We start from the raw sequence: 21291 nt of genomic DNA, 5'->3' as shown, positions 1-21291 counted from the left end.
TGATGGCTGATCTGTTTGATGATGGCACGGCCGCGGCACCGGACAATGCGCATCGCCCCTTGGCGGATCGGTTGCGCCCACAGGCCTTGTCCGAGGTGATCGGCCAGCAAAAGGTACTGGGGCCGGACGCGCCGCTCACGGTGATGCTGGCCTCTGGCGCATTGTCCTCGCTGGTATTCTGGGGGCCGCCCGGTGTGGGAAAGACCACGATTGCCAGGTTGCTTGCAGATGAAACTGATCTGCATTTTGTGCAGATCAGCGCGATTTTCAGCGGTGTTCCTGAGCTGCGCAAGGTATTTGAGGCGGCCAAGATCCGGCGGCAAAACGGGCAGGGCACCTTGCTGTTTGTCGATGAGATCCACCGGTTTAACAAGGCGCAGCAGGACGGGTTTTTGCCGCATATGGAGGATGGCACGATTTTGTTGGTTGGTGCCACGACCGAGAATCCCAGTTTTGAGTTGAACGCCGCTGTGCTGAGCCGGGCGCAGGTGCTTGTGCTTGAGCGCTTGCCCCTGGCCGATCTGGAGTTGCTAGCGCAACGGGCGGAGAAGGAGCTGGACAAGGCTTTGCCGCTGGACGGGCCTGCGCGTGAGGCCTTACTTGAAATGGCCGATGGCGACGGGCGTGCCTTGCTGAACCTGATTGAACAAGTCTCCGCGTGGAAGGTGGAGGGCAAGCTTGATCCGGCCGCATTGTCCCAGCGGTTGATGCGGCGGGCGGCGCAATACGACAAGAGTGGTGATGCCCATTACAATCTGATCAGTGCGCTGCATAAATCGGTGCGCGGCTCAGACCCGGACGCGGCGCTTTATTGGTTTGCTCGGATGCTGGAAGGCGGCGAAGACCCGCGTTTTCTTGCGCGGCGCATCACCCGTATGGCGGTAGAGGATATCGGGTTGGCCGACCCACAGGCGCAGGCGGTGTGTCTGCAATCGTGGCAGACCTATGAGCGGCTTGGCAGTCCCGAGGGAGAATTGGCCTTGGCGCAGGCCGTGGCCTATCTGGCCCTGGCACCAAAATCCAACGCGACCTACGTGGCCTACAAGGGGGCGCGCCGCGCCGCCAAGGAGACCGGATCAGAGCCACCGCCGAAACATATCCTCAATGCACCTTCCAAATTGATGAAGGAGCAGGGCTATGGCGATGGCTATGCCTATGACCATGATGCCGAAGACGGGTTTTCCGGACAGAACTATTTTCCTGAAACGATGAAGCGGCCGGTGCTCTATGTTCCGGTAGAGCGCGGGTTTGAACGCGAGTTGAAAAAGCGGCTGGATTATTTTGCGAAACTGCGTCTCAAACGGGGCGATCCGGAATAACGGCGCGTCGCGGCCTGCAAAACTTGACAATCCGCGCCCAAAGCGTGACAGACCCCAGATGTTTTCAACCCTGTCCCTCGTTGCCCTTGGCGGTGCTGTTGGTGCCGCGCTTCGGTATCTGTCCGGTGTGGCCATGATGCGCCTGACCGGCCCGCAAGAGTTTCCGCTGGCGATCCTGACGGTGAATGTCCTTGGGTCGTTCTTGATGGGGGTTTTTGTGGTGGTGGCTGCGCATCGCGGTTTGACCCATCTGAGCCCTTTGGTGATGACCGGGCTTTTGGGCGGGTTCACCACGTTTTCGGCGTTTTCGCTTGAGACTGTGACGTTGATGGAACGGGGACAGATTGGTGCTGCGGGGCTTTATGTGGCGTTGTCAGTGGGCCTGTCTGTTGCGGGTTTGATGTTGGGCCTTTGGATGGCCAGAGGAGTTTTGGTATGAGCCGTGTTCAGACCCTGATTGTAGAAGAAGGCGATGGGGATCAACGTCTGGACCGTTGGTTCAAGCGTATGTTCCCGTTAATCTCGCAGGGGCGTATCGAAAAGATGTGCCGCAAGGGCGAGATCCGGGTGAATGGCGGGCGGGTCAAAGGATCGACCCGGTTGGAGGTCGGACAAGAAGTGCGCATTCCGCCATTGCCGGATGTCGAAGCGCCGCCGCCGCCGAAACGCACGCGTGTCACCGATGCGGATGCCAAGTTTATCCGTTCATGCGTGATTTACCGCGATGATCACGTGATTGCGCTGAACAAGCCGCCGGGCCTGCCGGTGCAGGGCGGTTCGGGGCAATCGGACCGGCATGTTGATGCGCTCGCCGAGGCGTTGATGTTTGATCTGGATGAAAAGCCCCGGCTTGTTCACCGGCTTGATAAGGACACATCGGGTGTCTTGATCATGGCGCGGACCCGCAGTGTGGCGGCGGCACTGACCGCATCCTTCCGGCACCGCGAGACCCGGAAAATCTACTGGGCCGCCGTTGCCGGCGTGCCGCATCCCAAGAACGGGCAAATCAAGTTTGGCTTGATGAAAGCGGGCGGGCATGGTGCGCGCGGTGAGGGCGAAAAGATGGTTGCGGTGCATCCGCGCGATGTCGATTCTACCGAAGGGGCCAAACGGGCCACAACCGATTACGCGGTTCTGGCGCAGGCTGGCACGCGGACCTGTTGGGCAGCCCTCATTCCGGTCACGGGGAGGACGCACCAATTGCGGGCACATATGGCCGAGATCGGTCATCCGATTGTTGGCGATGGCAAATACGGTGGATCAGGGCAGGACAACATGGGTGACGGTTGGGGGGCGCAGTTGGGCGGCGACATCTCCAAGAAACTGCACTTGCATGCGCGTTCTTTGACCATTGAACATCCGGTGACCAAGGCCAGTCTCAACCTTGTTGCGCCGCTGCCAGACCATATGCAACGGACTTGGGAGACCTTTCAGTGGTCGCCAAGTGACGTTCCCGCCGATCCGTTTGAGGAAGACTGGGGATGAGTGACAGATTGAAACTGGTTCTCTTTGATGTCGATGGCACCCTCGTCGACAGTCAGGGCGACATCGTCGCGGCGATGACCCGCGCCTTTGCTGCGGTGGATGCGCCGCTGCCGGAACGGGCGAAGTTGCTGAGCATTGTCGGGTTGTCGCTGGATGTCGCAATGCCAACGCTGGCCCCTGACCAGACCGAGGCGGCGCATCAGAAAATGATTGAAAGCTACAAGGCCGCTTATATGGAGCTGCGGGCGCAATTTGGTGTGGCGCAATCCTCGCCGCTGTATCCGGGTGCGATGGATGCTTTGCGCAGCTTGCAGGCTATACCGGAGGTCTTGCTTGGGATTGCCACCGGCAAATCCCGCCGCGGGTTGGACAAGTTGATTGAGGGGCATGCTCTTGAGGGGCTCTTCGTAACGCAGCAGGTTGCGGATTTTCACCCGTCCAAACCGCATCCTTCAATGATCTTGCAGGCCATGCAGGACGCGGGTGTTGAGCCTGCGGATACGGTGATGATCGGCGACACCAGCTTTGACATGGAAATGGCGCGCGCCGCAGGGGTGCGGGGCATTGGCGTCAATTGGGGGTATCACCCGGCAGAACGGCTTGGCGATGCTCATGTGGTGATCGATGATTATGCCGAACTGGCACCAACGCTTGATCGCATTTGGAGTGTCTGAAGATGGGTGAATGGAAAGCCAAGCGATTTTGGAAAGAGGCGCTGGTTGCAGACCATGAGGATGGCTTTGCGGTTCTGCTGGATGGGCGATCCATCAAGACGCCTGCCAAGCGTAATCTGATCCTGCCCACCCGCGCCATGGCGCAGGCGGTGGCGGTTGAATGGGACGCGCAGGAGGGTGAGATCAAACCCGAGACAATGCCAGTGACCAAGACTGCAAATGCCGCATTGGACAAGGTTGCCATTCAGCATGGCGAGGTAGCGGATATGCTGGCCGCCTATGGCGACAGTGATCTGCTTTGCTATCGCGCTGATACACCAGAAGAGCTGGTCGCGCGGCAAGCGGCGCAGTGGGATCCGATTCTGGACTGGGCTGCCGAAAATTTGGGCGCCCGTCTCGAGACGCGTACCGGGGTCATCCACAAGCCCCAGGACCAACAGGCGCTGGCGGCTCTCAGCGCCAGAACCCATGCGCTTGACGCATTTCAGTTGGCGGCGTTTCACGATCTGGTGAGCCTGTCCGGATCTCTTGTTCTGGGCTTTGCCGCGATCGAGAAACTGCATGATATCGAGGTTTTGTGGGAGATATCGCGGCTCGATGAGATCTGGCAGATTGAACACTGGGGCGTCGACGACGAAGCTGAGGCGCTAACATCGTTGAAAAAGTCCAGTTTTCTGCATGCAGAGCGTATGTTCACCCTTTGTTGCGATGTCTAACTGGGGTTGACTTTCAGAAGCAGGGTTCACCCATAGATTCGCACCGGTTTGCGCCTGCTTTTTGCGCAACCTACCCTTGACCTTACGGCCTGATTTCGAGCAGACTGCGATGCACTGAGCAGGCTCGCCCTGCGACGTATCGCCTCCGGCCCGATCAACGGGTCGGTATAACCGCCCAAAACGTGGCGGACTATCAGGAAGAGGTTAACATGAAAAAATCTGTAATTTTCGGCGCACTGACCGTTGCGGGTCTTGCTGCCGGCGCGGCAGCGGCCGGTACACTGGACGATGTGAAAGCACGCGGCAAGCTGAACTGCGGTGTGACCACGGGTCTGGTGGGCTTTGCTGCCCCCGACGCGAACGGCGAATGGAAAGGCTTTGACGTTGCGGTATGCCGCGCGGTTGCAGCCGCCGTTCTGGGTGACGCATCCGCTGTAGAATTCGTACCAACAACCGGTAAAACACGCTTTACCGCGCTGGCGTCCGGCGAAATCGACATGCTGGCACGTAACACCACATGGACATTCTCCCGCGACGTCGATCTGAAGTTCGATTTCGTTGGCGTGAACTACTATGACGGTCAGGGCTTTATGGTTCCCAAAGACCTCGGTGTTTCCTCCGCGAAAGATCTTGATGGCGCAACAGTCTGCATTCAGACCGGTACAACAACCGAACTGAACCTGGCCGACTTCTTCCGTGCCAACAACATCAACTATGAGCCGGTGCCAATCGAAACAAACGCCGAAGCGCAGCAGCAGTACCTCGCTGGCGCGTGCGACGTTTTCACAACGGACGCATCCGGCCTGGCCGCGACACGTGCGACATTCGAAGATCCTGCCGGTCACACACTGCTGCCAGAGATCATCTCCAAAGAGCCACTCGGCCCGCTTGTTCGCCACGGCGACAACGAATGGGGTGACGTGGTCCGTTGGACACTGAACGCACTGATCACAGCTGAAGAGCTGGGCGTGTCTTCCGCCAACGTTGGCGAAATGGCATCCAACACCAACAACCCTGAGATCGCCCGCCTGCTGGGCACTGAAGGTACGCTTGGTGAAATGCTCGGCCTGGACGCCGATTGGGCCAAGCGCGCAATCGAAACACAGGGCAACTACGGTGAAATCTTTGCCAAGAACATTGGCGAAGACACACCAATCGGTCTGGCCCGAGGCCTGAACGCTCAGTGGACAGACGGCGGTCTGCTGTACTCGCCTCCTTTCCGCTAAAAACCATACCAAAGGGCGCAGGAAAATCCTGCGCCCTTTGTGTATCACGACCGCGCTGCACATTTCATAGCAGCGACCAATAATGACCCGGAACCACGTCACGCTCAAAGTGGCAAATAACAAGGTCCGGGACACGGGGAACAGCTTCATGACAACATTTACCGACCCTCCTACGGAGTCGTTCCGGCTATCTATGCTGCTGAACGATACCCGCTATCGGTCCGGAACGATGCAAGCCATTGCCGCGATCCTGCTGGCACTTGCCTTGTTCTACCTTTACTCAAATCTCTCGGCCAACCTGAAGGCGGCGGGGCTTAATATCTCCTTTGACTTCCTAGGAAGCCCGGCGGGCTATGATATTAACCAGACGCTGATCGACTATAACAGTCAATCCAGCAATCTTCAGGCCGCCATAGTTGGCATTCTGAATACACTGCTGGTTGCCTCTCTGGCCTGTATCACCGCGACTGTCTTTGGTGTTCTGGCTGGCGTTCTGCGCCTGTCGAATAACTGGCTGGTGCGCAAGCTCATGGCGTTCTATGTCGAGATCTTCCGCAATATTCCGGTGCTGATCTGGGTCATCATTATCTTTACGATCATGACGGCCGTTTTGCCCGGGCCGCGGGAATTCCGCGGTGACAACGCGACATCTTCGATGTTCCTCGACCTCTTTGCCTTTACCAACCGGGGTGTTTACACGCCCGGTCCGCAATTCACCAACGGGTTTGGTGGTGCAATTGATTGGCTTTTGGTGATCGCGGTTCTTTTGGCCTCGCTCTTTGCCACCCGCGCTGTCACGGCCAGTGCCAATCAAAAGCAAGCCGACACAGGCGTGCGGCCCAAAACGCTTTGGGTTAACCTGGCGATCTGGTTTCTGCCGGTGATTGCATTGTTGACGATCCTGGGGCTGACCTGGGATGTGCCAGAGCTGAAGGGCTTTAACTTCAGCGGCGGTCTCAAAATTGGTGGTCCGCTGATCGCGTTGTGGTTCGCCCTGTCGATCTATACGGGTGCCTTTATCGCAGAAAACGTGCGTGCGGGTATTCAGGCGGTGTCCAAAGGCCAGACCGAAGCGGCAGGCGCCCTTGGTTTGCGGCCCAACAGGGTGATGAGCCTCGTTGTCTTGCCTCAAGCCCTGCGGGTGATCATCCCGCCGCTGATTTCGCAGTATCTGAACATCACCAAGAACTCGTCACTGGCGATCGCTGTTGGCTATGCCGACATCACGGCGACGCTGGGCGGTATCACATTGAACCAGACGGGGCGCGCCATTGAATGCATCCTGCTGCTGATGTTGTTCTATCTTGTGATCTCATTGGTGATCTCTGCTGTGATGAACGTCTACAACAACGCCATGAAACTGAAGGAGCGCTGAGATGTCAGATACACATGCACAGTCCGTCGCCTTCGTGCGCGATACGGCAATCCCGCCATCTCCGGCCCCGTCCAATGCGGCAGGCCCGATCAAATGGATGCGCGACAACTTGTTTGCCACCTGGGCCAATGCCCTTCTGACAGTTGCCTCGCTCTATGTGATCTTTCTGGTCCTGTCGGCAACGCTGCCTTGGATCTTTGGCGGGCTTTGGACAACCTCGTCCCTGGCTGAATGCCGTGAGGTGCTTCAGGGCAGATCCGCGGCCTGTTTCTCGGTTCTGACGGACCGTTGGAACCAGCTGCTGTTCGGGTTCAAATATCCGGTTGATCTGTACTGGCGTCCAACAGTGGCCTTTGTGCTGCTGTTTGTAGCGGGCGCACCGGTGTTGTTCTTTGATCTGCCGCGCAAGCTGCTGATCGTGACGGCGCTGTACCCTTTCATCGCTTACTATCTGATCTGGGGCGGCACGATCTGGACGCCCTTGTTTGCGCTGGCCGGTTTTGGTGTTGGCTACTACGTCTACAGCATGCTGGTGCACCGCAGTTTTGCGATCGGGTTTTTTGGCGGCATTGCTGCTGCGATCGTCGCCTGGATAGTGGGCAGCTTTCTTGCGGGTGCTTTGGCCTCTGAGACACCGTTCTTGGAAGCCGTGCCAAGCCGTGACATGGGGGGCTTTATGCTCAACATGATGCTTGGTGTGACCTGTGTGTCGCTGTCCCTGCCTATCGGCATTGCGCTGGCACTGGGCCGTCAATCCTCCATGCCGCTGATCAAAGTGGTCTGTGTGGTCTTCATTGAATTTATTCGTGGTGTGCCACTGATCACCTTGCTTTTTGTCGCAAACGTTATGCTGGCGTACTTCTTCCCACCCGGTTCCGGTGTGGATCTGTTCCTGCGTGTGGTGATCATGATCACCATGTTCTCTTCGGCCTATATCGCCGAAGTGATCCGGGGTGGCCTCGCTGCCCTGCCAAAAGGTCAGTATGAAGCAGCCGACAGTCTGGGTCTTGATTACCCGCAGGCAATGCGGCTGATCATTCTGCCACAGGCGCTCAAGATTTCCATTCCGGGCATCGTAAACATTGCGGTGGGTCTGTTCAAAGACACCACACTGGTTTCGGTGATTTCCATGTTCGACCTCGTCGGCATGATCCGGGGGCCGATCCTTGCGTCCACAGACTGGAACGGGGTGTACTGGGAGCTTCTGGGCTTTGCCGCGCTTCTGTTCTTCGTCGTTTGCTACGGCATTTCACAATATTCGCAGTGGCTGGAACGCCGCCTTGCGACAGATCATCGTTAAAGGGAGGGTTTAGGCATGGCCGAAACCGCACAGATGAAAGTTTCCGACGAAGTCGCGATTTCCATCCAACAAATGAACAAATGGTACGGCAGCTTCCATGTGCTGCGTGACATTGACCTGACCGTTTATCAGGGCGAACGCATCGTGATTTGCGGGCCTTCCGGGTCCGGCAAATCAACGCTGATCCGCTGCATCAACGCATTGGAAGAGCACCAGAAAGGGTCGATCACCGTGGATGGCACGTTGCTGTCTTCGGATCTCAAGAACATCGACAAGATCCGGTCAGAGGTCGGCATGTGCTTTCAGCACTTCAACCTCTTCCCGCATCTGAGCATTCTGGAAAACCTGACTTTGGCTCCGATCTGGGTGCGCAAAACGCCCAAGAAAGAAGCCGAAGAAGTGGCGATGCATTATCTCGAAAAGGTAAAGATCCCGGATCAGGCGAACAAGTACCCCGGTCAGTTGTCCGGCGGTCAGCAGCAGCGTGTGGCGATTGCCCGTTCGCTCTGCATGAAGCCGCGGATCATGTTGTTTGATGAACCGACATCGGCGCTTGACCCCGAGATGATCAAAGAGGTTCTCGACACCATGATCGAGCTTGCCGAAGAAGGCATGACAATGCTTTGCGTGACGCACGAGATGGGTTTTGCCCGTCAGGTGGCGAACCGCGTGATCTTTATGGATGAAGGTCAGATCGTCGAACAGAACGAGCCGGAAGAGTTCTTTAACAACCCGCAGTCCCCACGGACACAGTTGTTCCTGAGCCAGATTCTGGGTCACTAAAAACAGGGCGGGTTGAACCCCGCCCTCCAGATCAAAGCGCGCGCGGCACCACAAAGTGTCGCGCGTTTGCTTGTCCCCAGTCGGCATCTGCCCAAAGGTCGATGTCAAAGTCAGCCACCAGCGTTGCCCCCGTCGGATAGCGCTGAAAATCGGGATCATCTGGCATCTGCGTCACCAACTCCGCTGCGGCGATGGAAATGCCAGGGTTGTGGCCGATCACCAGAACGCAGTCACCTTCAGCCTTGCGCAGTTCTTTGAGAATCTCATGGTGGGTCGCCAGATAAAGTGTGCGGGCAATCGTGGTCTCAATCTCGGTTGGCAGATCGAGGCGCACCAAGGTTTCACGCGTGCGGATCGCGGAGGAACACAAGACTTGATCGGGGATCAGCCCCTCATGGCGCAGCCAATCGCCCAGTGACGCGGCACCCTTGCGGCCGCGCGGGTTCAAGGGGCGGTCATGATCGCTGCTGGCGCCGCCGGACCAATCGGATTTGGCATGCCGCATCAATATCAGGCGTTTCATCTCAGTCCCCTTTGAATTGTTGCATGTGATAGGCCGATTGCGCGGGCAGGCGGCCAAAGCGTTGCGATACCGGACAGCTCCGCCGTACGCCGCAGCCATTCTGCAGGCTGTCTGCGCCCTCTGGCGTGCCCAGATAGGCCCGGCAACGTGCCGTGTCGTATCCCGATGGCACCAACGCCCCGATAGGGCAGGCGGTGCGGCAGGGCTGGTCTGTGCAGCTTTCACAAGGGCCTGCAGGGGGCGGCGGCAGGTCGATGCTCTCGGTCAGTGCCAACGCCCCGCGAAAGGACACAAACAACCCGGCCTGGTCGTGGACCAGAAACTGGACGGGAGAGCTGTGAATGCGGCCCGTGCGTAGCGCCCAGCTATAGAATGGCAGGAAGGGTGCGCCGCCAAATGGAAAAAGCGGCGTTGCACCCAGTTCTGTGGCCCAGTTGCCAATCACCCGTTCCGACCAACGGTCCACCGGATCGGGAGCGCCATCTTGCCATTCGGGGCTTTGGGTTATTGCCGGCCAAAACGCCGGTTCGTCTGGCCCCAGCAGGATCAGCGTCGCGCATCCCTCGGGGGCGCCATCATCAGGGGTAGGGTGAAAACCGCCAAGAACGGTCAAATGCCGCGCGGTCGCGGCTTGCTGCAGCCGCGCCAGTGTCATCCCTTGCGGATGATGCTGCCTGCACCATGTTCGGTGAACAGCTCAAGCAGGCAGGCGTTCGGTGCACGTCCATCAATAATCACCGCCGCCCGGACACCCCCGTCAATCGCGGCCAGCGCGGTCTCTGTCTTGGGGATCATACCGCCCGCGATGGTGCCATCCGCGACCATGTCGCGGATCTGATCTGACGTCAGTTCGGTCAGCACCTCGCCGGCGCTGTTTTTGACGCCAGCAACATCTGTCAACAGCAAGAGGCGATCCGCCTTGAGCGCCGCGGCAATTGCCCCCGCTGCCGTGTCACCGTTGATATTAAATGTCTCGCCATTCGCGCCCATGCCAAGCGGGGCAATCACCGGAATAATGCCCTTGTCCGCCAGATCACGCAGGATGCGCGGATCGACCTTGCTCGGCTTGCCAACAAGGCCCAACGCGGGGTTCTCAGGCTCGCACATGATCAGCCCGCTGTCCTTGCCGGACAGGCCCACCGCACGGCCACCCTGTTCGGTGATCGCCTGAACAATACGCGCATTGACCAGACCGGAGAGGACCATTTCCACCACTTCCATGGTGGCGGCATCGGTCACACGTTTGCCATCCACAAATTCCGACTGAATATCGAGCCGTTTGAGCATGGCGTTGATCATTGGCCCGCCGCCATGCACAACAACAGGGTTCACGCCAATCTGCCGCATCAGGGTCACGTCACGGGCAAATTCCTGCATTGCCTCATCACTGCCCATGGCATGCCCGCCAAGTTTGATCACCACAGTGGCGTCGGCATAGCGTTGCAGATAGGGGAGCGCCTGACTGAGCGTCTGGGCGGTGGCAATCCAATCGCGGTTCATGTCTTGTTTTCTCATCTTCGGGCCTTTGGTCCAGACAGCATAGGTGCCTGTTTCAGATCATTCCAGCGTGGCGATGATGGCACGCAATGTGGGAATGCCCCAGCCTTTTTCGGAAGAAGTGACAACAATTTCAGGATAGGCGGCAGGGTGTTTGGTCAAGGCGCCGCGCACCTGTTCCAAAATTTTCTCGCGTTCCTTTTCCTTGACCTTGTCAGCCTTGGTCAACACCACCTGAAACGTCACGGCAGAGCTGTCGAGCAGGCTCATAATCTCGTCGTCGACCTTTTTCACGCCGTGTCGGGAGTCAATCAGTACAAAGGCCCGACGCAGGGTCTGACGGCCCGACAGATATTGCTTGAGCAGCCGTTGCCACTTTTCGACAACGGGCAGGGGCGCATTGGCATAACCATAGCCCGGCAAATCCACGAGGTAATGGCTTTCCCCGGCGGTGAAAAAGTTGATCTCTTGTGTGCGCCCCGGCGTGTTCGACGCCCGCGCGAGGGCTTTGGTGCCAGTCAATGCGTTGATCAGGCTTGATTTCCCAACGTTGGAGCGCCCGGCAAAGCAAACCTCCATCCGGTCGGGATCCGGCAAGCCGGACATCGCCACGACACCTTTTACAAATTCGGTTTCGCCCGCAAACAAGAGCCGGCCATGTTCGGCGGTCTGTGCATCCGGTTCTTCGGCCAATGTGAAGGTCATCTGCATGTCAGAGCACCACCAATGTATCGCCAAGCGCCACGCGTCCGGCCTGTGTTACCTCGGCATAGATGCCAAAATCCTGATGGTCCCAATTGCTGTTCAGCAGGGCCAATGTGTCCACGTCGCGCACGCCGGTCTCAGGGTTCGCTGTGGTGGCAAGGCACCGCAGGATCGGTTCGCGGACGGTCAGCCGCGCCTCGCCCAGGGCAAGTTCCTTACCGATCCAGTTCAGTTCTTCCCAAGCCTCGGCGCCCTTGAACCAGATGTTGCCGCGCCAGCGCAGCGGCGACAGGTCTTGTCCTGCCTTCTGGGAAACGGCGGCATGGGAGGCCGTGTTGCACAGGCTGATCGAAGCAAAATCGGTGTCGGTAAATCCGCGGTTGTCCAGACGCAAAATGCGGTCTGGCAGGGCGCGGTTCTGCGGCACCAATGGCGCGACCCAATCCATGAACCGGTCGCCTTCGCTGTCCGGTGCGAAGGTCAGATCTGGCCGCTCTGGATGGGTCAGGGTCAACTGTCCCGTGCTTTCGTTCAGCACGGCATTGATCGCCATCAGTTTGGGCGCTTTGGAGCCGCGGCTGAAGTTGGCGCAGGGCGCCCATTCTGTGCCATCCGCCTTGGACGCGTCATGCGCAACCGCCCAGGTGCGGTCAAACGGCATGGATTGGCCTGCGCTTAACGTCACCGCGTCAAGGGCTTCGCGCCCATGACTTTTGAGCGGGTGACGATAAAGCGCGGAAACCTGCATTACTTGTCCGCATCCGCCTTTGGTTTACGCTTGAAGCTGCCAGTGATGTTGCCCAACAGATCAGGCTTGTAGCCCTGGCTGCGCATGATCAGATACTGCTGCGTAAAGGTGATGGTGTTGTTGGCAATCCAGTAGACCACCAGACCGCTGGCAAAGCTGCCGAGCATGAACATGAACACCCAAGGCATCCAGGCAAAGATCATCTGCTGTGTCGGGTCTGTGGGCGCCGGGTTCAGCTTTTGCTGAAGCCACATGGAAATGCCCAGCAGCAGCGGCAGGATACCGATAAAGACCAGCGCCATGATGCTGCCAGCCTCTGGACCACCCCAGGGCAAGAGGCCGAAGAGGTTGAACAATGAGGTTGGATCAGGCGCGGAGAGATCCTGGAATGGGCCAAAGAACGGTGCATGGCGCAGTTCGATGGTCACAAAGATCACTTTGTAGAGCGAGAAGAAGATCGGGATCTGCAAGAGGATCGGCAAACAGCCCGCTGCGGGGTTCACTTTTTCCTTCTTATAGAGCTCCATCATGCCCTGCTGCATCTTCTGACGGTCTTCGCCAGCCTCAGCCTTGAGCTTCTCCATTTGCGGCTGAAGCTCTTTCATCTTGGCCATCGACACGTAGGATTTGTATGCCAGAGGGAACAGGATCGCCTTGATGATCAGCGTCAAACCGATGATCGACCATCCCATGTTGCCAATCAGTTTGTTCAACTCATGCAACAACCAGAAAATCGGCTTGGTCAGGAAAAAGAAGATGCCCCAGTCAATACTGTCGATGAATTTGGCGACGCCTGCGGATTCGTATGCGCGCAGGATGCCCCATTCTTTGGCCCCTGCAAAAAACTGGGTGCTGACTTCGCTGGATCCACCCGCCGCGATGGTTTGCGTGGGCAGGCGCGTGACGGCGCGGTAGACCTCGGAGCGGGCGTCGTAGGTCAAGGCCTGGTCAAAGGTCTGGCCTTTGGACGGAATCATGATGGCCTGCCAGAAGTGGTCGGTAAAGCCGATCCAGCCTTCTTGCACGTCTTCCTGAACAATGGCCTGGCGGCCCCATTTCTGGTTCAGGTCCGCTTCGGCGATGTCGTCCCAATCGGTTTCGCTAAGTTCGCCATCGGCGACGGCAACCGCGCCCTCGTGCAGGATAAAAAAGTTCTCCAGATCGTCAGGCAGGGTGTGCTGCACGATCATACCATAAGGCGCGATGCTCACCGGTGCGTCGCCATTGTTGGTGACGCTTTGGGTCAGCGTGAACATATAGTTGTCATCGACCGCGATCGTGCGGCCAAAGACCTGTCCTGCGCCATTGTCCCAGGTCAGGGTGACGGGTTGGCCAACGGCAAGCATGTCACCGCTGGCCAGTGTCCATGATGTTTCCGGGCCGGGGACGGCAGAGGGGTCGATGCCCGCGCCTGCGGCCCAGCCTTGCAGCGCGTAATAGGCATCCGAAGATCCTTGTGGGGACAGCATGGTGACAATCGGCGCGTCGTCATCCAGCGTGGTGCGATAGTCCTTGAGCTTCAGATCGTCGATCCTGCCACCCAACAGCGAGATCGAGCCGGTGAGGCGCGGCGTTTCGATCTGCACGCGCGGTGCCTCGGCCAGGGCCGGAGCGGGCGTAGTTGCGCCCGTGGCTATGGGCGCGGCGGCGGTATCGGCAGGGGCGGCCGGGACTGTGGCATCTGCCTCCGTGGTCTGGACCGTGCCGTCGATGGGTGTGTCCGGCTCTGGCGGCGGGAAAAACACGAACCAAACAAGGATCACGATGAAACTGAGTGCCGTTGCAAGGATTAGATTCTTGTTCTGTTCGTCCATTGGGACAGCCACCTGATGTCTCTTAATATCAGCGTGGGTTGAACAGAGTGCAGACCTAAAGGTCAAGCAGATTCGGGTCTGGCGGGCGGGTCCAAAGGCCGCAACAGCGCGGTTTTTGGGCTTTGGGCGCGATTGCGGGCCCATCAGGGGGCTGCGGGCGGGTTACTTTCCCTTTCCGTCCATGATGCGCGGTACGTCTTCAAGTTTGGCGGTATGGCGGGTAATCCAATCGAGTGTCTGTTCAAATGGCATTGGGCGTGCGATGCCGAAACCTTGGACGTGATCGCAGCCCAATTGCGCCAAAAGCACGTGTTCGCCAACGGTTTCCACACCTTCTGCCAACGTCTCGATCCCTAGTCTTTCCGCCATGGTCAGGATGGCGCTGATCATGCGCTGCTGCTCGGGGTCGCGGTCTGCTTTCATTACGAAGGAACGGTCGATCTTGATCCGGCTGACCGAAAAACGCCGGATGGAAGCGATGGAAGCATGGCCCGTTCCAAAATCATCCAGATCAATGCGGCAGCCCAATTGCCCCAGTGCGTTGATGTTGCGGGTGATCACGTCATCGGGTGAATTGGCGACCACGGTTTCCAGAACCTCGACCGCCAATCGGTCCGGGGTGAGATCAAAGCGGTCAAGCTCCCATTTGATTTTCTCGGTCAGGCGCGGATTGTTCAGCTCTGATCCGGCAAAATTAACGCCAACTTGCGGCACATCGAGGGATGCACCATCCCATGCTTTGAGCGCGGCAAAGGCGTGATACATCATCACCTCGGCCAGACGCTCAAGCAATCCGGCCTCTTCGATCGCAGGCAAAAACTCTGCCGGTGAAATCAGCCCGCGAATGGGATGTGACCAACGCGCCAATGCTTCAAAACCGGTGATTTGTCCGGTGTCCGTTGAGATTTGCGGCTGGAACCATGGTTGAATTTGTCCAGCCTCCAGTGCGGCGGCAACTTCTTCGCGCAGTTCCGCGCGGGTGCGGGTTTCTTTCTTCATCTGGTCTGAATAGGCGCGGATCGCAGACGGGGCATGCCGCCCGGCGTCTTGCAGGGCCATCAGCGCCGCGTCGAGCCAAGCTGCGCCGGATGTTCCTGGTGCCCGCTTGATGTGGCAAAAGCCCACCGATGCAGAAACATAGATGCTGAACCCTTCAACCGATACCGGATCTTCGATGGCCGTCTGAATGCGGCCTGCCAACTGGATGCACAATTCCAGATCCAACTGCCGCACCGAGGACGTGCAGATCGCGAATTGGGCCTCGTCATATTGGCCAATTGCGTCATCTGCCCGCAAGGCAGACGCCATGCGTTCGCCCACCCGGCGAACAACCAGATCTGCGGCGGACTGGCCATAGCGATCCACGACCTGATCGTACTCGTCGAGCGCCACACAGAGGATGGCCGCATTCTGTCCCTTGGCCTGTACGGCCAGATAGGTTTGTTCAACGAGGTCTTCGAAAGCGCTGCGTTGCAACAGGCCGCTGATCGCGTCCCTTGGATAAAAGAACCCTTTTTGCATCCGTCCGCTGGCCAGATAGATCAATGGCAAAAGCGCCGAGATCATGATCAGGGCACGTTCACCGCCGAACCAAAACACCATGAGCGAAATCGCCGGAAGAAAGGCAAAGAGCGGCGGCCAAGCGAGCGCCCTGACCAAAAGCTGGTGCATGCGGGTCAGCAGAGAGATCTGTTTTCTTGCCATAACCAAAGCCTAAGCCATGGCCGGTCAGGTGCGGGTTAATGGCCCACAGTTTTTTGATTTTGATTTAGTTCGAATTTTTCAGGTCTTGAGCGAAAGCCCGGTGAAATCGAACAGTTTCGGGTCAAGCAAATGCGATGGTCTCGCGTTCATCAAGGCGCGAAACATCACCTGACGGCGACCGGGACTGTTGCGTTCCCAGCTATCGAGAATAGCCTTAACCTGTTGACGTTGCAGGCCATCTTGCGATCCGCAAAGGTCGCATGGGATGATCGGGTAATTCATTGCGGCCGCAAATTTCTCGCAGTCCACTTCGGCCACATGGGCGAGGGGGCGAAACACAAACAGATCGCCCTCTTCATTAACCAGTTTTGGCGGCATCGTGGCCAATCGCCCGCCGTGAAACAGGTTCATGAAAAATGTCTCTAGAATGTCGTCGCGATGGTGGCCCAGCACAACGGCGGAACAGCCTTCCTCGCGGGCAATGCGATAAAGATTACCGCGTCGCAGGCGTGAACACAGGGCGCAGAAGGTCCGCCCTTCGGGCACTTTGTCCATCACGATGGAATAGGTGTCTTGATATTCAATCCGGTGCGGCACGCCCATTTTCTCAAGGAATGCGGGAAGAACCGTGGCCGGAAAGCCGGGCTGCCCCTGATCCAGATTGCAGGCCAGAATGTCGACAGGCAAAAGACCGCGCCATTGCAGTTCGTGCAGGACAGCAAGCAGGGTATAACTGTCTTTGCCCCCTGACAGGCACACCAGCCATTTTGGCTTGTTTGCACCCGCGTCATGGGCTTCGGGGGGGATCATGCCGTATTGCTCAATCGCCTCGCGGGTATAACGCACGATACGTTTGCGGAGCTTCTTAAACTCCGTGGTCTGCGGGGCGCCGTGGAACAGGGCGTGAATTTCATCGGTGTGATCAAGCATGGGCTTTCTCTAGCTGTTGGCGCGGCGCGGCACAATCCACCGAATAATTGGGATGGGTGCCACAGGACACGCCCTGCGCTGCTGACGTGAGTGTGTCTTGACCCTTGGCGCGGCGCAGCACAATTTGGGATAGAGGCAAAACCGCCAAAGAATGAGGTCTCTTATGGGCAAGGGCAGAAGGCAACTTGCATGGGTGTTGGCCGTTGCGCTGACGCTGGGTGCAGGCGGCGCGCAGGCCTGTGCCTTCCACGGCTATACGCCCAATCCGACGCTTGTTGATGTTCTGCTGGCGACCGAACAGGTGGCGCTGGGCCAGCCGGTGCCGGGCCGGGCAGGGCATTACCGGGTGAGACAGACCCTGGCAGGACCGCCCCTGACAGAAGTGGAGGTGCCACCGGGCTGGCGCTTGAACACCCCGCAGGATGGTCTGGTGCTGCTGGCGCGGGATGGGGCCTATGGCCATTGGCTGCCTCTGGCGGTGATGGAAGAACGCTTTGCCCAGGTGATCATGCAGGTGATGGCGCAGCAATCCAATTGGATCTACGGGGATGACGGGCCGCGCCTGCGGTTCTTTGCCCGGTTGGTGAACGATCCCAACCAACAACTGCGGGATCTGGCCCTGCAAGAACTGGACCGCGTGCCCTATGCCACCCTGCGCGCCGCGCCGCTGCCCAAGGTGCAGCGCCTGCCTCAGGATCTGGCATCAGGCGATGAGGCGCTATTGCCGATCCGGGTGTTGCTTGCCGGTCTGTCCAAAGACCGCGCCTATGCCGCATATCTCAGGGCCGAGCTGGACAAGGCGGTGGGGCAGGATCTGCCCTATCTGGGGGCCTTTGCGGTGGCGTTGACGGAGCTGGAGGGCAAAGCGGGCGTACAGCGGATTTTTGAGGAATATCTACAGCCCGAGACTCTGCCTGAAAGCACGCAGGCTCGTCTTGTGCAGGCACTGGCGCTGCAATACCGCAATGGCCCGCGCGACACCCGCCGGATGATCGGGCGCGAGATGGCTGCCCATGCCCGCCGCTCGCCCCAGCTGGCCCGCCTCGCCAAAGAACATTTTGCCCTAGGCAGCCGTTGGCGACCTCCAGTTGCCACGAGCACGGATGAATTTGTGCTGGAACGGTGAAGGGCGGGTGCGATTTCTTGCAAGAAATCGGTTCGGAGATTTTGAAATCTCCGGGGGTTCACCCAAAATCAGGCGATTGCGCATTAATCGGGGACGTTATCGATGCCGCTGTGGCCCCAGGGGTGGCATCGGGCTATGCGCCGTGCAGCCAGCCAGCCGCCTTTTAGGCCGCCATGCTTTTGCAGCGCTTCAAGGGCATAGGCGCTGCAAGTGGGGTGGTAGCGGCAATTATGGCCGACCCAAGGGCTGAAGATGGCGCGGTAGGCCAGCACCGGCCAGGACAGAATGCGTGCAAGCGGGGTCACCGGCGTTTGCCGTGTAGAATGCCAAGCGCCTTGTGAAAATCGGCAAGAAGCTGATCAAACGGCAAATCAGCGGTGGCGTTCTTACGGCCAATCAACACGTAGTCATGGCCGGGTTTGCCCTGCTGCGGCAGGATCAGGCGGGCCACCTCGCGCAGGCGCCGTTTGGCGCGGTTGCGAGCCACGGCATTGCCGACCTTCTTGGAACAGGTAAAACCCACGCGGACCTGATCCGGCGCATCCGGTGTTTCACTCTCGCGCCGCTTGCGCATTTGCACGACAAAACCGGGCGTGGCCGTGTGGGCGGCGCGGCTGGCGCGCTGAAAATCCGGGCGTTTGGTGAGGACCGTCAGACATGACGAAACCGCCGGCGGCGTATCCCGCAGCATGGCGTCAGTGCCATCTTTGGGTGCCTCCGGCGGTGTCATGTTACGTCAATCCGTCTGGCGCGATTACGCGCTCAGCGATTTCCGGCCCTGGGCGCGGCGTGCGTTGATGATCTTACGGCCCGCTTTGGTTGCCATGCGTGCACGGAAACCGTGGCGGCGCTTGCGCACAAGGTTCGAAGGTTGATAGGTGCGTTTCATCGCTCCGTCTCCACTTAATACTTACTGGATCTTCGGAATCGTTCCGGCCAGCGTCAATTCAAGCCCGTCCTCTAAAGCTGCTGGGGCGGCAAGTCAAACCCTCTGGGGCGGAAATCTGCGAGTCTTGCAACAATTTCCAAAAAACACGCTGCATATGTTTCAATGCGGGGGTTTGGACGGGTGCCAGGTGCCAAAAACCACACCGCTGATCAAGCGCCCGTGATAGACCTGTCGCCATGCGCTGCAACAGTCCATGTAGATAGGAACGCTACCCTGTTCCCCTTCCCGTGGTCCGAGACATGAGCCTGATGACTGATTCTAATGACGAAAAATCTACCGTGGCCCGTTATGCGCCCCTGATCGCGATTGCGGTGGTTGCGGCCATCGGGGCGTTCACCTTGCGCGATTACCTCAGCTTTGACACGCTGCGTGACAACCGCGAGGCGCTGATCGCCTTTCGCGACAGCAATTATCTGCTGACCGCTTTGATATTTGTGCTGTTTTACGTGCTGATCGTTGCCTTTTCGCTGCCCGGTGCAACCATTGCCACGCTGACCGGCGGCTTTCTGTTCGGCACCGCGCTGGGCACGGTTTTCAACGTGACCGGGGCGACAATTGGCGCGATCGTTATCTTTCAGGCCGCCCGCATGGGGTTGGGGGAACGGCTCAAGGCACGGATGGATGCCTCCGAAGGGATGGTGCGTAAGATCAAGCAGGGTATCGATGACAACCAGTGGTCGATGTTGTTCTTTATCCGGCTGGTGCCGGCGGTGCCGTTCTTTGTGGCCAATCTGTTGCCGGCGTTTCTGGGTGTGCCGCTGTACCGGTTTGCGGTTTCAACCTTTCTGGGGATCATTCCGGGGGCGGTTGTCTATACTTCGGTTGGTGCGGGGTTGGGCGCGGTGTTCGCCGCTGGTGAAACGGCCAATCTGGGGATCATCTTTGAGCCGCATATTCTTCTGCCGATCCTTGGCCTGTGCGCATTGTCGGTATTGCCCATCATCATCAAAGCCGTGACCGGCAAAAAGGAGCTGCTGAAATGAAGCGGATCAAAACAGATGTGTTGATCATCGGCGCTGGTTCTGGCGGGTTATCGGTTGCCGCGGGGGCCGTGCAAATGGGGGCGGATGTCACCCTTTTGGAAGGTCACAAGATGGGCGGCGATTGCCTGAACTATGGCTGTGTGCCTTCCAAGGCGCTGATTGCGACCGGCAAGGCGGCCCATGGCCAAACCCATGCGGCGCAATTCGGTGTTGCCGATGCGCCCGGCGAGGTAGATTACGCGGCGGCCAAGGATCACGTCGCCGATGTCATCGCGCAGATTGCCCCGGTGGATAGCGTTGAGCGGTTCGAAGGCCTTGGCGTGCGGGTGATTGAGGAATACGGGCGGTTTGTTTCCGAGACCGAGGTACAGGCGGGCGATACCGTAATCACCGCAAGGCGGATCGTGATCGCCACGGGATCGTCACCCTTCGTTCCGCCGATCAATGGTCTGGATCAGGTGCCATACGAGACCAATGAGACATTGTTCGAGCTGCGCGAGAAGCCCGCGCATCTGTTGATTGTGGGCGGCGGTCCGATTGGGATGGAAATGGCGCAGGCCCATGTTCGCATGGGATGCAAGGTCACTGTCATCGAAGGGGCAACCGCGCTGGGCAAGGATGATCCGGAGCTGGCCGAGATCGTTCTGCAATCGCTGCGCGATGAAGGCGTGGTGATCGAGGAAGGCGCGAAGGTTTCCGAAGTGCGTGGCAAGGCGGGCGCAATTGAAGTGCTGGCCGAAGATGGCCGGCGTTTCAAAGGCTCGCATCTGTTGATGGCAGTGGGCCGCAAGGCCAACACGGAGAGGCTTGATTTGGAAAGGGCCGGGATCGAACCCCTGCGCAACGGGATCAAGGTTGATGACGGCCTGCGTACCACAAACCGCAAGGTCTATGCCATCGGCGATGTTGCGGGCGGGCTGCAATTTACCCATGTGGCAGGCTATCATGCCGGAGTGATCATTCGGTCCATGCTGTTTGGCCTGCCCAGCAAGGCCAAGACGGCCCATATCCCATGGGCCACCTATACCGACCCTGAGCTGTCTCAGGTCGGGTTGTCCGAGGCGCAAGCGAAAGAGCAACACGGCGACAAGTTGGAGGTCGTGCGGTTTCACTACAACCACAACGATCGCGCCATTGCCGAACGCAAGACAAAGGGCCTGATCAAAGTGATGGTGGTCAAGGGCCGCCCGGTCGGTGCGTCGATTGTCGGCTATCAGGCGGGCGAGTTGATCAATCTTTGGGCCTTGGCGCTGGCCAATAATATGAAAATGAGCCAGATTGCCGCTATGGTTGCACCCTATCCAACCATCGGCGAGATCAACAAACGTGCGGCGGGTGCCTATTTCAGCCCGCGCCTTTTTGAAAGCCCAATGGTCAAACGGGTGGTGGGGCTGGTACAGCGGTTTCTGCCCTGAAGGGGGCGAACATGGTGTT

The 21291-nt window shown here is 58.6% G+C and carries 23 protein-coding genes; 12 read left to right on the top strand and 11 right to left on the bottom strand.

The window, feature by feature from the left end; translation table 11 throughout:
- Nucleotides 1-2 precede the first annotated feature (2 nt).
- The 9 genes from JNX03_RS10540 to JNX03_RS10500 all read left to right on the top strand — a co-directional run bounded on the left by JNX03_RS10540 (nucleotide 3) and on the right by JNX03_RS10500 (nucleotide 8878).
- Nucleotides 3-1319, top strand: coding sequence for a replication-associated recombination protein A (locus tag JNX03_RS10540; protein WP_203209024.1), 1317 nt, complete (start codon nucleotides 3-5; stop codon nucleotides 1317-1319).
- 58 nt (nucleotides 1320-1377) lie between these two features.
- A complete protein-coding gene (crcB, locus tag JNX03_RS10535; RefSeq protein ID WP_203209023.1) occupies nucleotides 1378-1758 on the top strand; it encodes a fluoride efflux transporter CrcB in 381 nt (126 codons plus the stop codon).
- Nucleotides 1755-2804: an RluA family pseudouridine synthase gene (locus JNX03_RS10530; RefSeq protein ID WP_203209022.1), complete on the top strand. Its 1050-nt coding sequence runs from the start codon at nucleotides 1755-1757 to the stop codon at nucleotides 2802-2804. The genes crcB and JNX03_RS10530 overlap by 4 nt, the downstream gene beginning before the upstream one ends.
- Nucleotides 2801-3478, top strand: coding sequence for an HAD-IA family hydrolase (locus JNX03_RS10525; RefSeq protein WP_203209021.1), 678 nt, complete (start codon nucleotides 2801-2803; stop codon nucleotides 3476-3478). The genes JNX03_RS10530 and JNX03_RS10525 overlap by 4 nt, the downstream gene beginning before the upstream one ends.
- Nucleotides 3479-3480: 2 nt before the next feature.
- Nucleotides 3481-4194 carry an ATP12 family chaperone protein gene (locus tag JNX03_RS10520; protein WP_203209020.1) on the top strand — a complete coding sequence of 238 codons (714 nt, stop codon included), beginning with the start codon at nucleotides 3481-3483 and terminating at the stop codon, nucleotides 4192-4194.
- 209 nt (nucleotides 4195-4403) lie between these two features.
- Nucleotides 4404-5420, top strand: coding sequence for an amino acid ABC transporter substrate-binding protein (locus JNX03_RS10515; protein ID WP_203209019.1), 1017 nt, complete (start codon nucleotides 4404-4406; stop codon nucleotides 5418-5420).
- Between the two features lie 148 nt (nucleotides 5421-5568).
- On the top strand, nucleotides 5569-6795 hold the full coding sequence (locus tag JNX03_RS10510) for an amino acid ABC transporter permease (RefSeq protein WP_203209018.1): 1227 nt from the start codon (nucleotides 5569-5571) through the stop codon (nucleotides 6793-6795).
- Nucleotide 6796: 1 nt separating this feature from the next.
- The gene (locus tag JNX03_RS10505) at nucleotides 6797-8095 is read left to right on the top strand and encodes an amino acid ABC transporter permease (protein ID WP_203209017.1); all 1299 of its coding nucleotides are present in this window, start codon (nucleotides 6797-6799) and stop codon (nucleotides 8093-8095) included.
- Nucleotides 8096-8110: 15 nt separating this feature from the next.
- A complete protein-coding gene (locus JNX03_RS10500; RefSeq protein WP_037911168.1) occupies nucleotides 8111-8878 on the top strand; it encodes an amino acid ABC transporter ATP-binding protein in 768 nt (255 codons plus the stop codon).
- A 31-nt stretch (nucleotides 8879-8909) separates the two neighbouring features.
- Here the strand turns inward: JNX03_RS10500 and JNX03_RS10495 are convergent, their stop codons facing one another.
- The 8 genes from JNX03_RS10495 to ttcA form a co-directional block, all read right to left on the bottom strand.
- A complete protein-coding gene (locus JNX03_RS10495) occupies nucleotides 8910-9401 on the bottom strand; it encodes a SixA phosphatase family protein (protein ID WP_203209016.1) in 492 nt (163 codons plus the stop codon).
- Nucleotide 9402: 1 nt separating this feature from the next.
- Nucleotides 9403-10056: a ferredoxin gene (locus tag JNX03_RS10490; protein WP_203209015.1), complete on the bottom strand. Its 654-nt coding sequence runs from the start codon at nucleotides 10054-10056 to the stop codon at nucleotides 9403-9405.
- Complete coding sequence (gene argB / locus JNX03_RS10485; RefSeq protein WP_203209014.1) at nucleotides 10053-10916, bottom strand: acetylglutamate kinase; 864 nt, start codon at nucleotides 10914-10916, stop codon at nucleotides 10053-10055. The genes JNX03_RS10490 and argB overlap by 4 nt, the downstream gene beginning before the upstream one ends.
- 42 nt (nucleotides 10917-10958) lie before the next feature.
- Entirely contained in the window at nucleotides 10959-11609 is a 651-nt protein-coding gene (yihA, locus tag JNX03_RS10480; RefSeq protein WP_203209013.1) for a ribosome biogenesis GTP-binding protein YihA/YsxC, read from the bottom strand.
- Between the two features lies 1 nt (nucleotide 11610).
- On the bottom strand, nucleotides 11611-12351 hold the full coding sequence (locus JNX03_RS10475; RefSeq protein WP_203209012.1) for an MOSC domain-containing protein: 741 nt from the start codon (nucleotides 12349-12351) through the stop codon (nucleotides 11611-11613).
- Nucleotides 12351-14165: a membrane protein insertase YidC gene (gene yidC / locus JNX03_RS10470; protein ID WP_203209011.1), complete on the bottom strand. Its 1815-nt coding sequence runs from the start codon at nucleotides 14163-14165 to the stop codon at nucleotides 12351-12353. Before yidC ends, JNX03_RS10475 begins: the two co-directional genes overlap by 1 nt.
- 162 nt (nucleotides 14166-14327) lie before the next feature.
- Nucleotides 14328-15869, bottom strand: coding sequence for a putative bifunctional diguanylate cyclase/phosphodiesterase (locus tag JNX03_RS10465; RefSeq protein ID WP_203209010.1), 1542 nt, complete (start codon nucleotides 15867-15869; stop codon nucleotides 14328-14330).
- Between the two features lie 78 nt (nucleotides 15870-15947).
- Entirely contained in the window at nucleotides 15948-16799 is an 852-nt protein-coding gene (ttcA, locus tag JNX03_RS10460) for a tRNA 2-thiocytidine(32) synthetase TtcA (RefSeq protein WP_203209009.1), read from the bottom strand.
- A gap of 163 nt (nucleotides 16800-16962) precedes the next feature.
- Between ttcA and JNX03_RS10455 the strand changes: the two genes are divergently transcribed.
- On the top strand, nucleotides 16963-17925 hold the full coding sequence (locus tag JNX03_RS10455; RefSeq protein ID WP_203209008.1) for a hypothetical protein: 963 nt from the start codon (nucleotides 16963-16965) through the stop codon (nucleotides 17923-17925).
- A gap of 83 nt (nucleotides 17926-18008) precedes the next feature.
- On the opposite strand, the gene yidD is transcribed toward JNX03_RS10455, so the two are convergent.
- The 3 genes from yidD to rpmH are packed head-to-tail and all read right to left on the bottom strand — an operon-like array spanning nucleotide 18009 to nucleotide 18814.
- Nucleotides 18009-18230, bottom strand: coding sequence for a membrane protein insertion efficiency factor YidD (gene yidD / locus JNX03_RS10450; RefSeq protein ID WP_203209007.1), 222 nt, complete (start codon nucleotides 18228-18230; stop codon nucleotides 18009-18011).
- Nucleotides 18227-18655 carry a ribonuclease P protein component gene (gene rnpA / locus JNX03_RS10445; protein WP_203209006.1) on the bottom strand — a complete coding sequence of 143 codons (429 nt, stop codon included), beginning with the start codon at nucleotides 18653-18655 and terminating at the stop codon, nucleotides 18227-18229. Before rnpA ends, yidD begins: the two co-directional genes overlap by 4 nt.
- A gap of 24 nt (nucleotides 18656-18679) precedes the next feature.
- Nucleotides 18680-18814, bottom strand: a complete 135-nt coding sequence (gene rpmH / locus JNX03_RS10440; RefSeq protein WP_037911188.1) for a 50S ribosomal protein L34 — start codon at nucleotides 18812-18814, stop codon at nucleotides 18680-18682.
- 308 nt (nucleotides 18815-19122) lie between these two features.
- On the opposite strand from rpmH, the gene JNX03_RS10435 reads away from it, so the two are divergent.
- Nucleotides 19123-19857: a TVP38/TMEM64 family protein gene (locus tag JNX03_RS10435; protein ID WP_203209005.1), complete on the top strand. Its 735-nt coding sequence runs from the start codon at nucleotides 19123-19125 to the stop codon at nucleotides 19855-19857.
- Entirely contained in the window at nucleotides 19854-21272 is a 1419-nt protein-coding gene (locus JNX03_RS10430; RefSeq protein WP_203209004.1) for a dihydrolipoyl dehydrogenase family protein, read from the top strand. Before JNX03_RS10435 ends, JNX03_RS10430 begins: the two co-directional genes overlap by 4 nt.
- Nucleotides 21273-21291: the final 19 nt, after the last annotated feature.

The organism is Sulfitobacter mediterraneus (genome assembly GCF_016801775.1).
In the GTDB taxonomy this organism is placed as follows: domain Bacteria; phylum Pseudomonadota; class Alphaproteobacteria; order Rhodobacterales; family Rhodobacteraceae; genus Sulfitobacter; species Sulfitobacter mediterraneus_A.
This window is presented reverse-complemented; position numbering and strand designations above follow the sequence as displayed.

Bases quoted from the DNA above. Each gene is read 5' to 3' on its own strand.
- JNX03_RS10520 (WP_203209020.1), top strand. From the start codon at position 3,481: ATGGGTGAATGGAAAGCCAAGCGATTTTGGAAAGAGGCGCTGGTTGCA.
- JNX03_RS10435 (WP_203209005.1), top strand. From the start codon at position 19,123: ATGACTGATTCTAATGACGAAAAATCTACCGTGGCCCGTTATGCGCCC.
- argB (WP_203209014.1), bottom strand. From the start codon at position 10,916: ATGAGAAAACAAGACATGAACCGCGATTGGATTGCCACCGCCCAGACG.
- JNX03_RS10525 (WP_203209021.1), top strand. From the start codon at position 2,801: ATGAGTGACAGATTGAAACTGGTTCTCTTTGATGTCGATGGCACCCTC.
- JNX03_RS10500 (WP_037911168.1), top strand. From the start codon at position 8,111: ATGGCCGAAACCGCACAGATGAAAGTTTCCGACGAAGTCGCGATTTCC.
- JNX03_RS10540 (WP_203209024.1), top strand. From the start codon at position 3: ATGGCTGATCTGTTTGATGATGGCACGGCCGCGGCACCGGACAATGCG.
- JNX03_RS10505 (WP_203209017.1), top strand. From the start codon at position 6,797: ATGTCAGATACACATGCACAGTCCGTCGCCTTCGTGCGCGATACGGCA.
- JNX03_RS10475 (WP_203209012.1), bottom strand. From the start codon at position 12,351: ATGCAGGTTTCCGCGCTTTATCGTCACCCGCTCAAAAGTCATGGGCGC.
- rpmH (WP_037911188.1), bottom strand. From the start codon at position 18,814: ATGAAACGCACCTATCAACCTTCGAACCTTGTGCGCAAGCGCCGCCAC.
- yihA (WP_203209013.1), bottom strand. From the start codon at position 11,609: ATGCAGATGACCTTCACATTGGCCGAAGAACCGGATGCACAGACCGCC.
- yidC (WP_203209011.1), bottom strand. From the start codon at position 14,165: ATGGACGAACAGAACAAGAATCTAATCCTTGCAACGGCACTCAGTTTC.
- JNX03_RS10430 (WP_203209004.1), top strand. From the start codon at position 19,854: ATGAAGCGGATCAAAACAGATGTGTTGATCATCGGCGCTGGTTCTGGC.
- JNX03_RS10455 (WP_203209008.1), top strand. From the start codon at position 16,963: ATGGGCAAGGGCAGAAGGCAACTTGCATGGGTGTTGGCCGTTGCGCTG.
- JNX03_RS10530 (WP_203209022.1), top strand. From the start codon at position 1,755: ATGAGCCGTGTTCAGACCCTGATTGTAGAAGAAGGCGATGGGGATCAA.
- JNX03_RS10515 (WP_203209019.1), top strand. From the start codon at position 4,404: ATGAAAAAATCTGTAATTTTCGGCGCACTGACCGTTGCGGGTCTTGCT.
- JNX03_RS10490 (WP_203209015.1), bottom strand. From the start codon at position 10,056: ATGACACTGGCGCGGCTGCAGCAAGCCGCGACCGCGCGGCATTTGACC.
- rnpA (WP_203209006.1), bottom strand. From the start codon at position 18,655: ATGACACCGCCGGAGGCACCCAAAGATGGCACTGACGCCATGCTGCGG.
- JNX03_RS10495 (WP_203209016.1), bottom strand. From the start codon at position 9,401: ATGAAACGCCTGATATTGATGCGGCATGCCAAATCCGATTGGTCCGGC.
- crcB (WP_203209023.1), top strand. From the start codon at position 1,378: ATGTTTTCAACCCTGTCCCTCGTTGCCCTTGGCGGTGCTGTTGGTGCC.
- ttcA (WP_203209009.1), bottom strand. From the start codon at position 16,799: ATGCTTGATCACACCGATGAAATTCACGCCCTGTTCCACGGCGCCCCG.
- JNX03_RS10510 (WP_203209018.1), top strand. From the start codon at position 5,569: ATGACAACATTTACCGACCCTCCTACGGAGTCGTTCCGGCTATCTATG.
- JNX03_RS10465 (WP_203209010.1), bottom strand. From the start codon at position 15,869: ATGGCAAGAAAACAGATCTCTCTGCTGACCCGCATGCACCAGCTTTTG.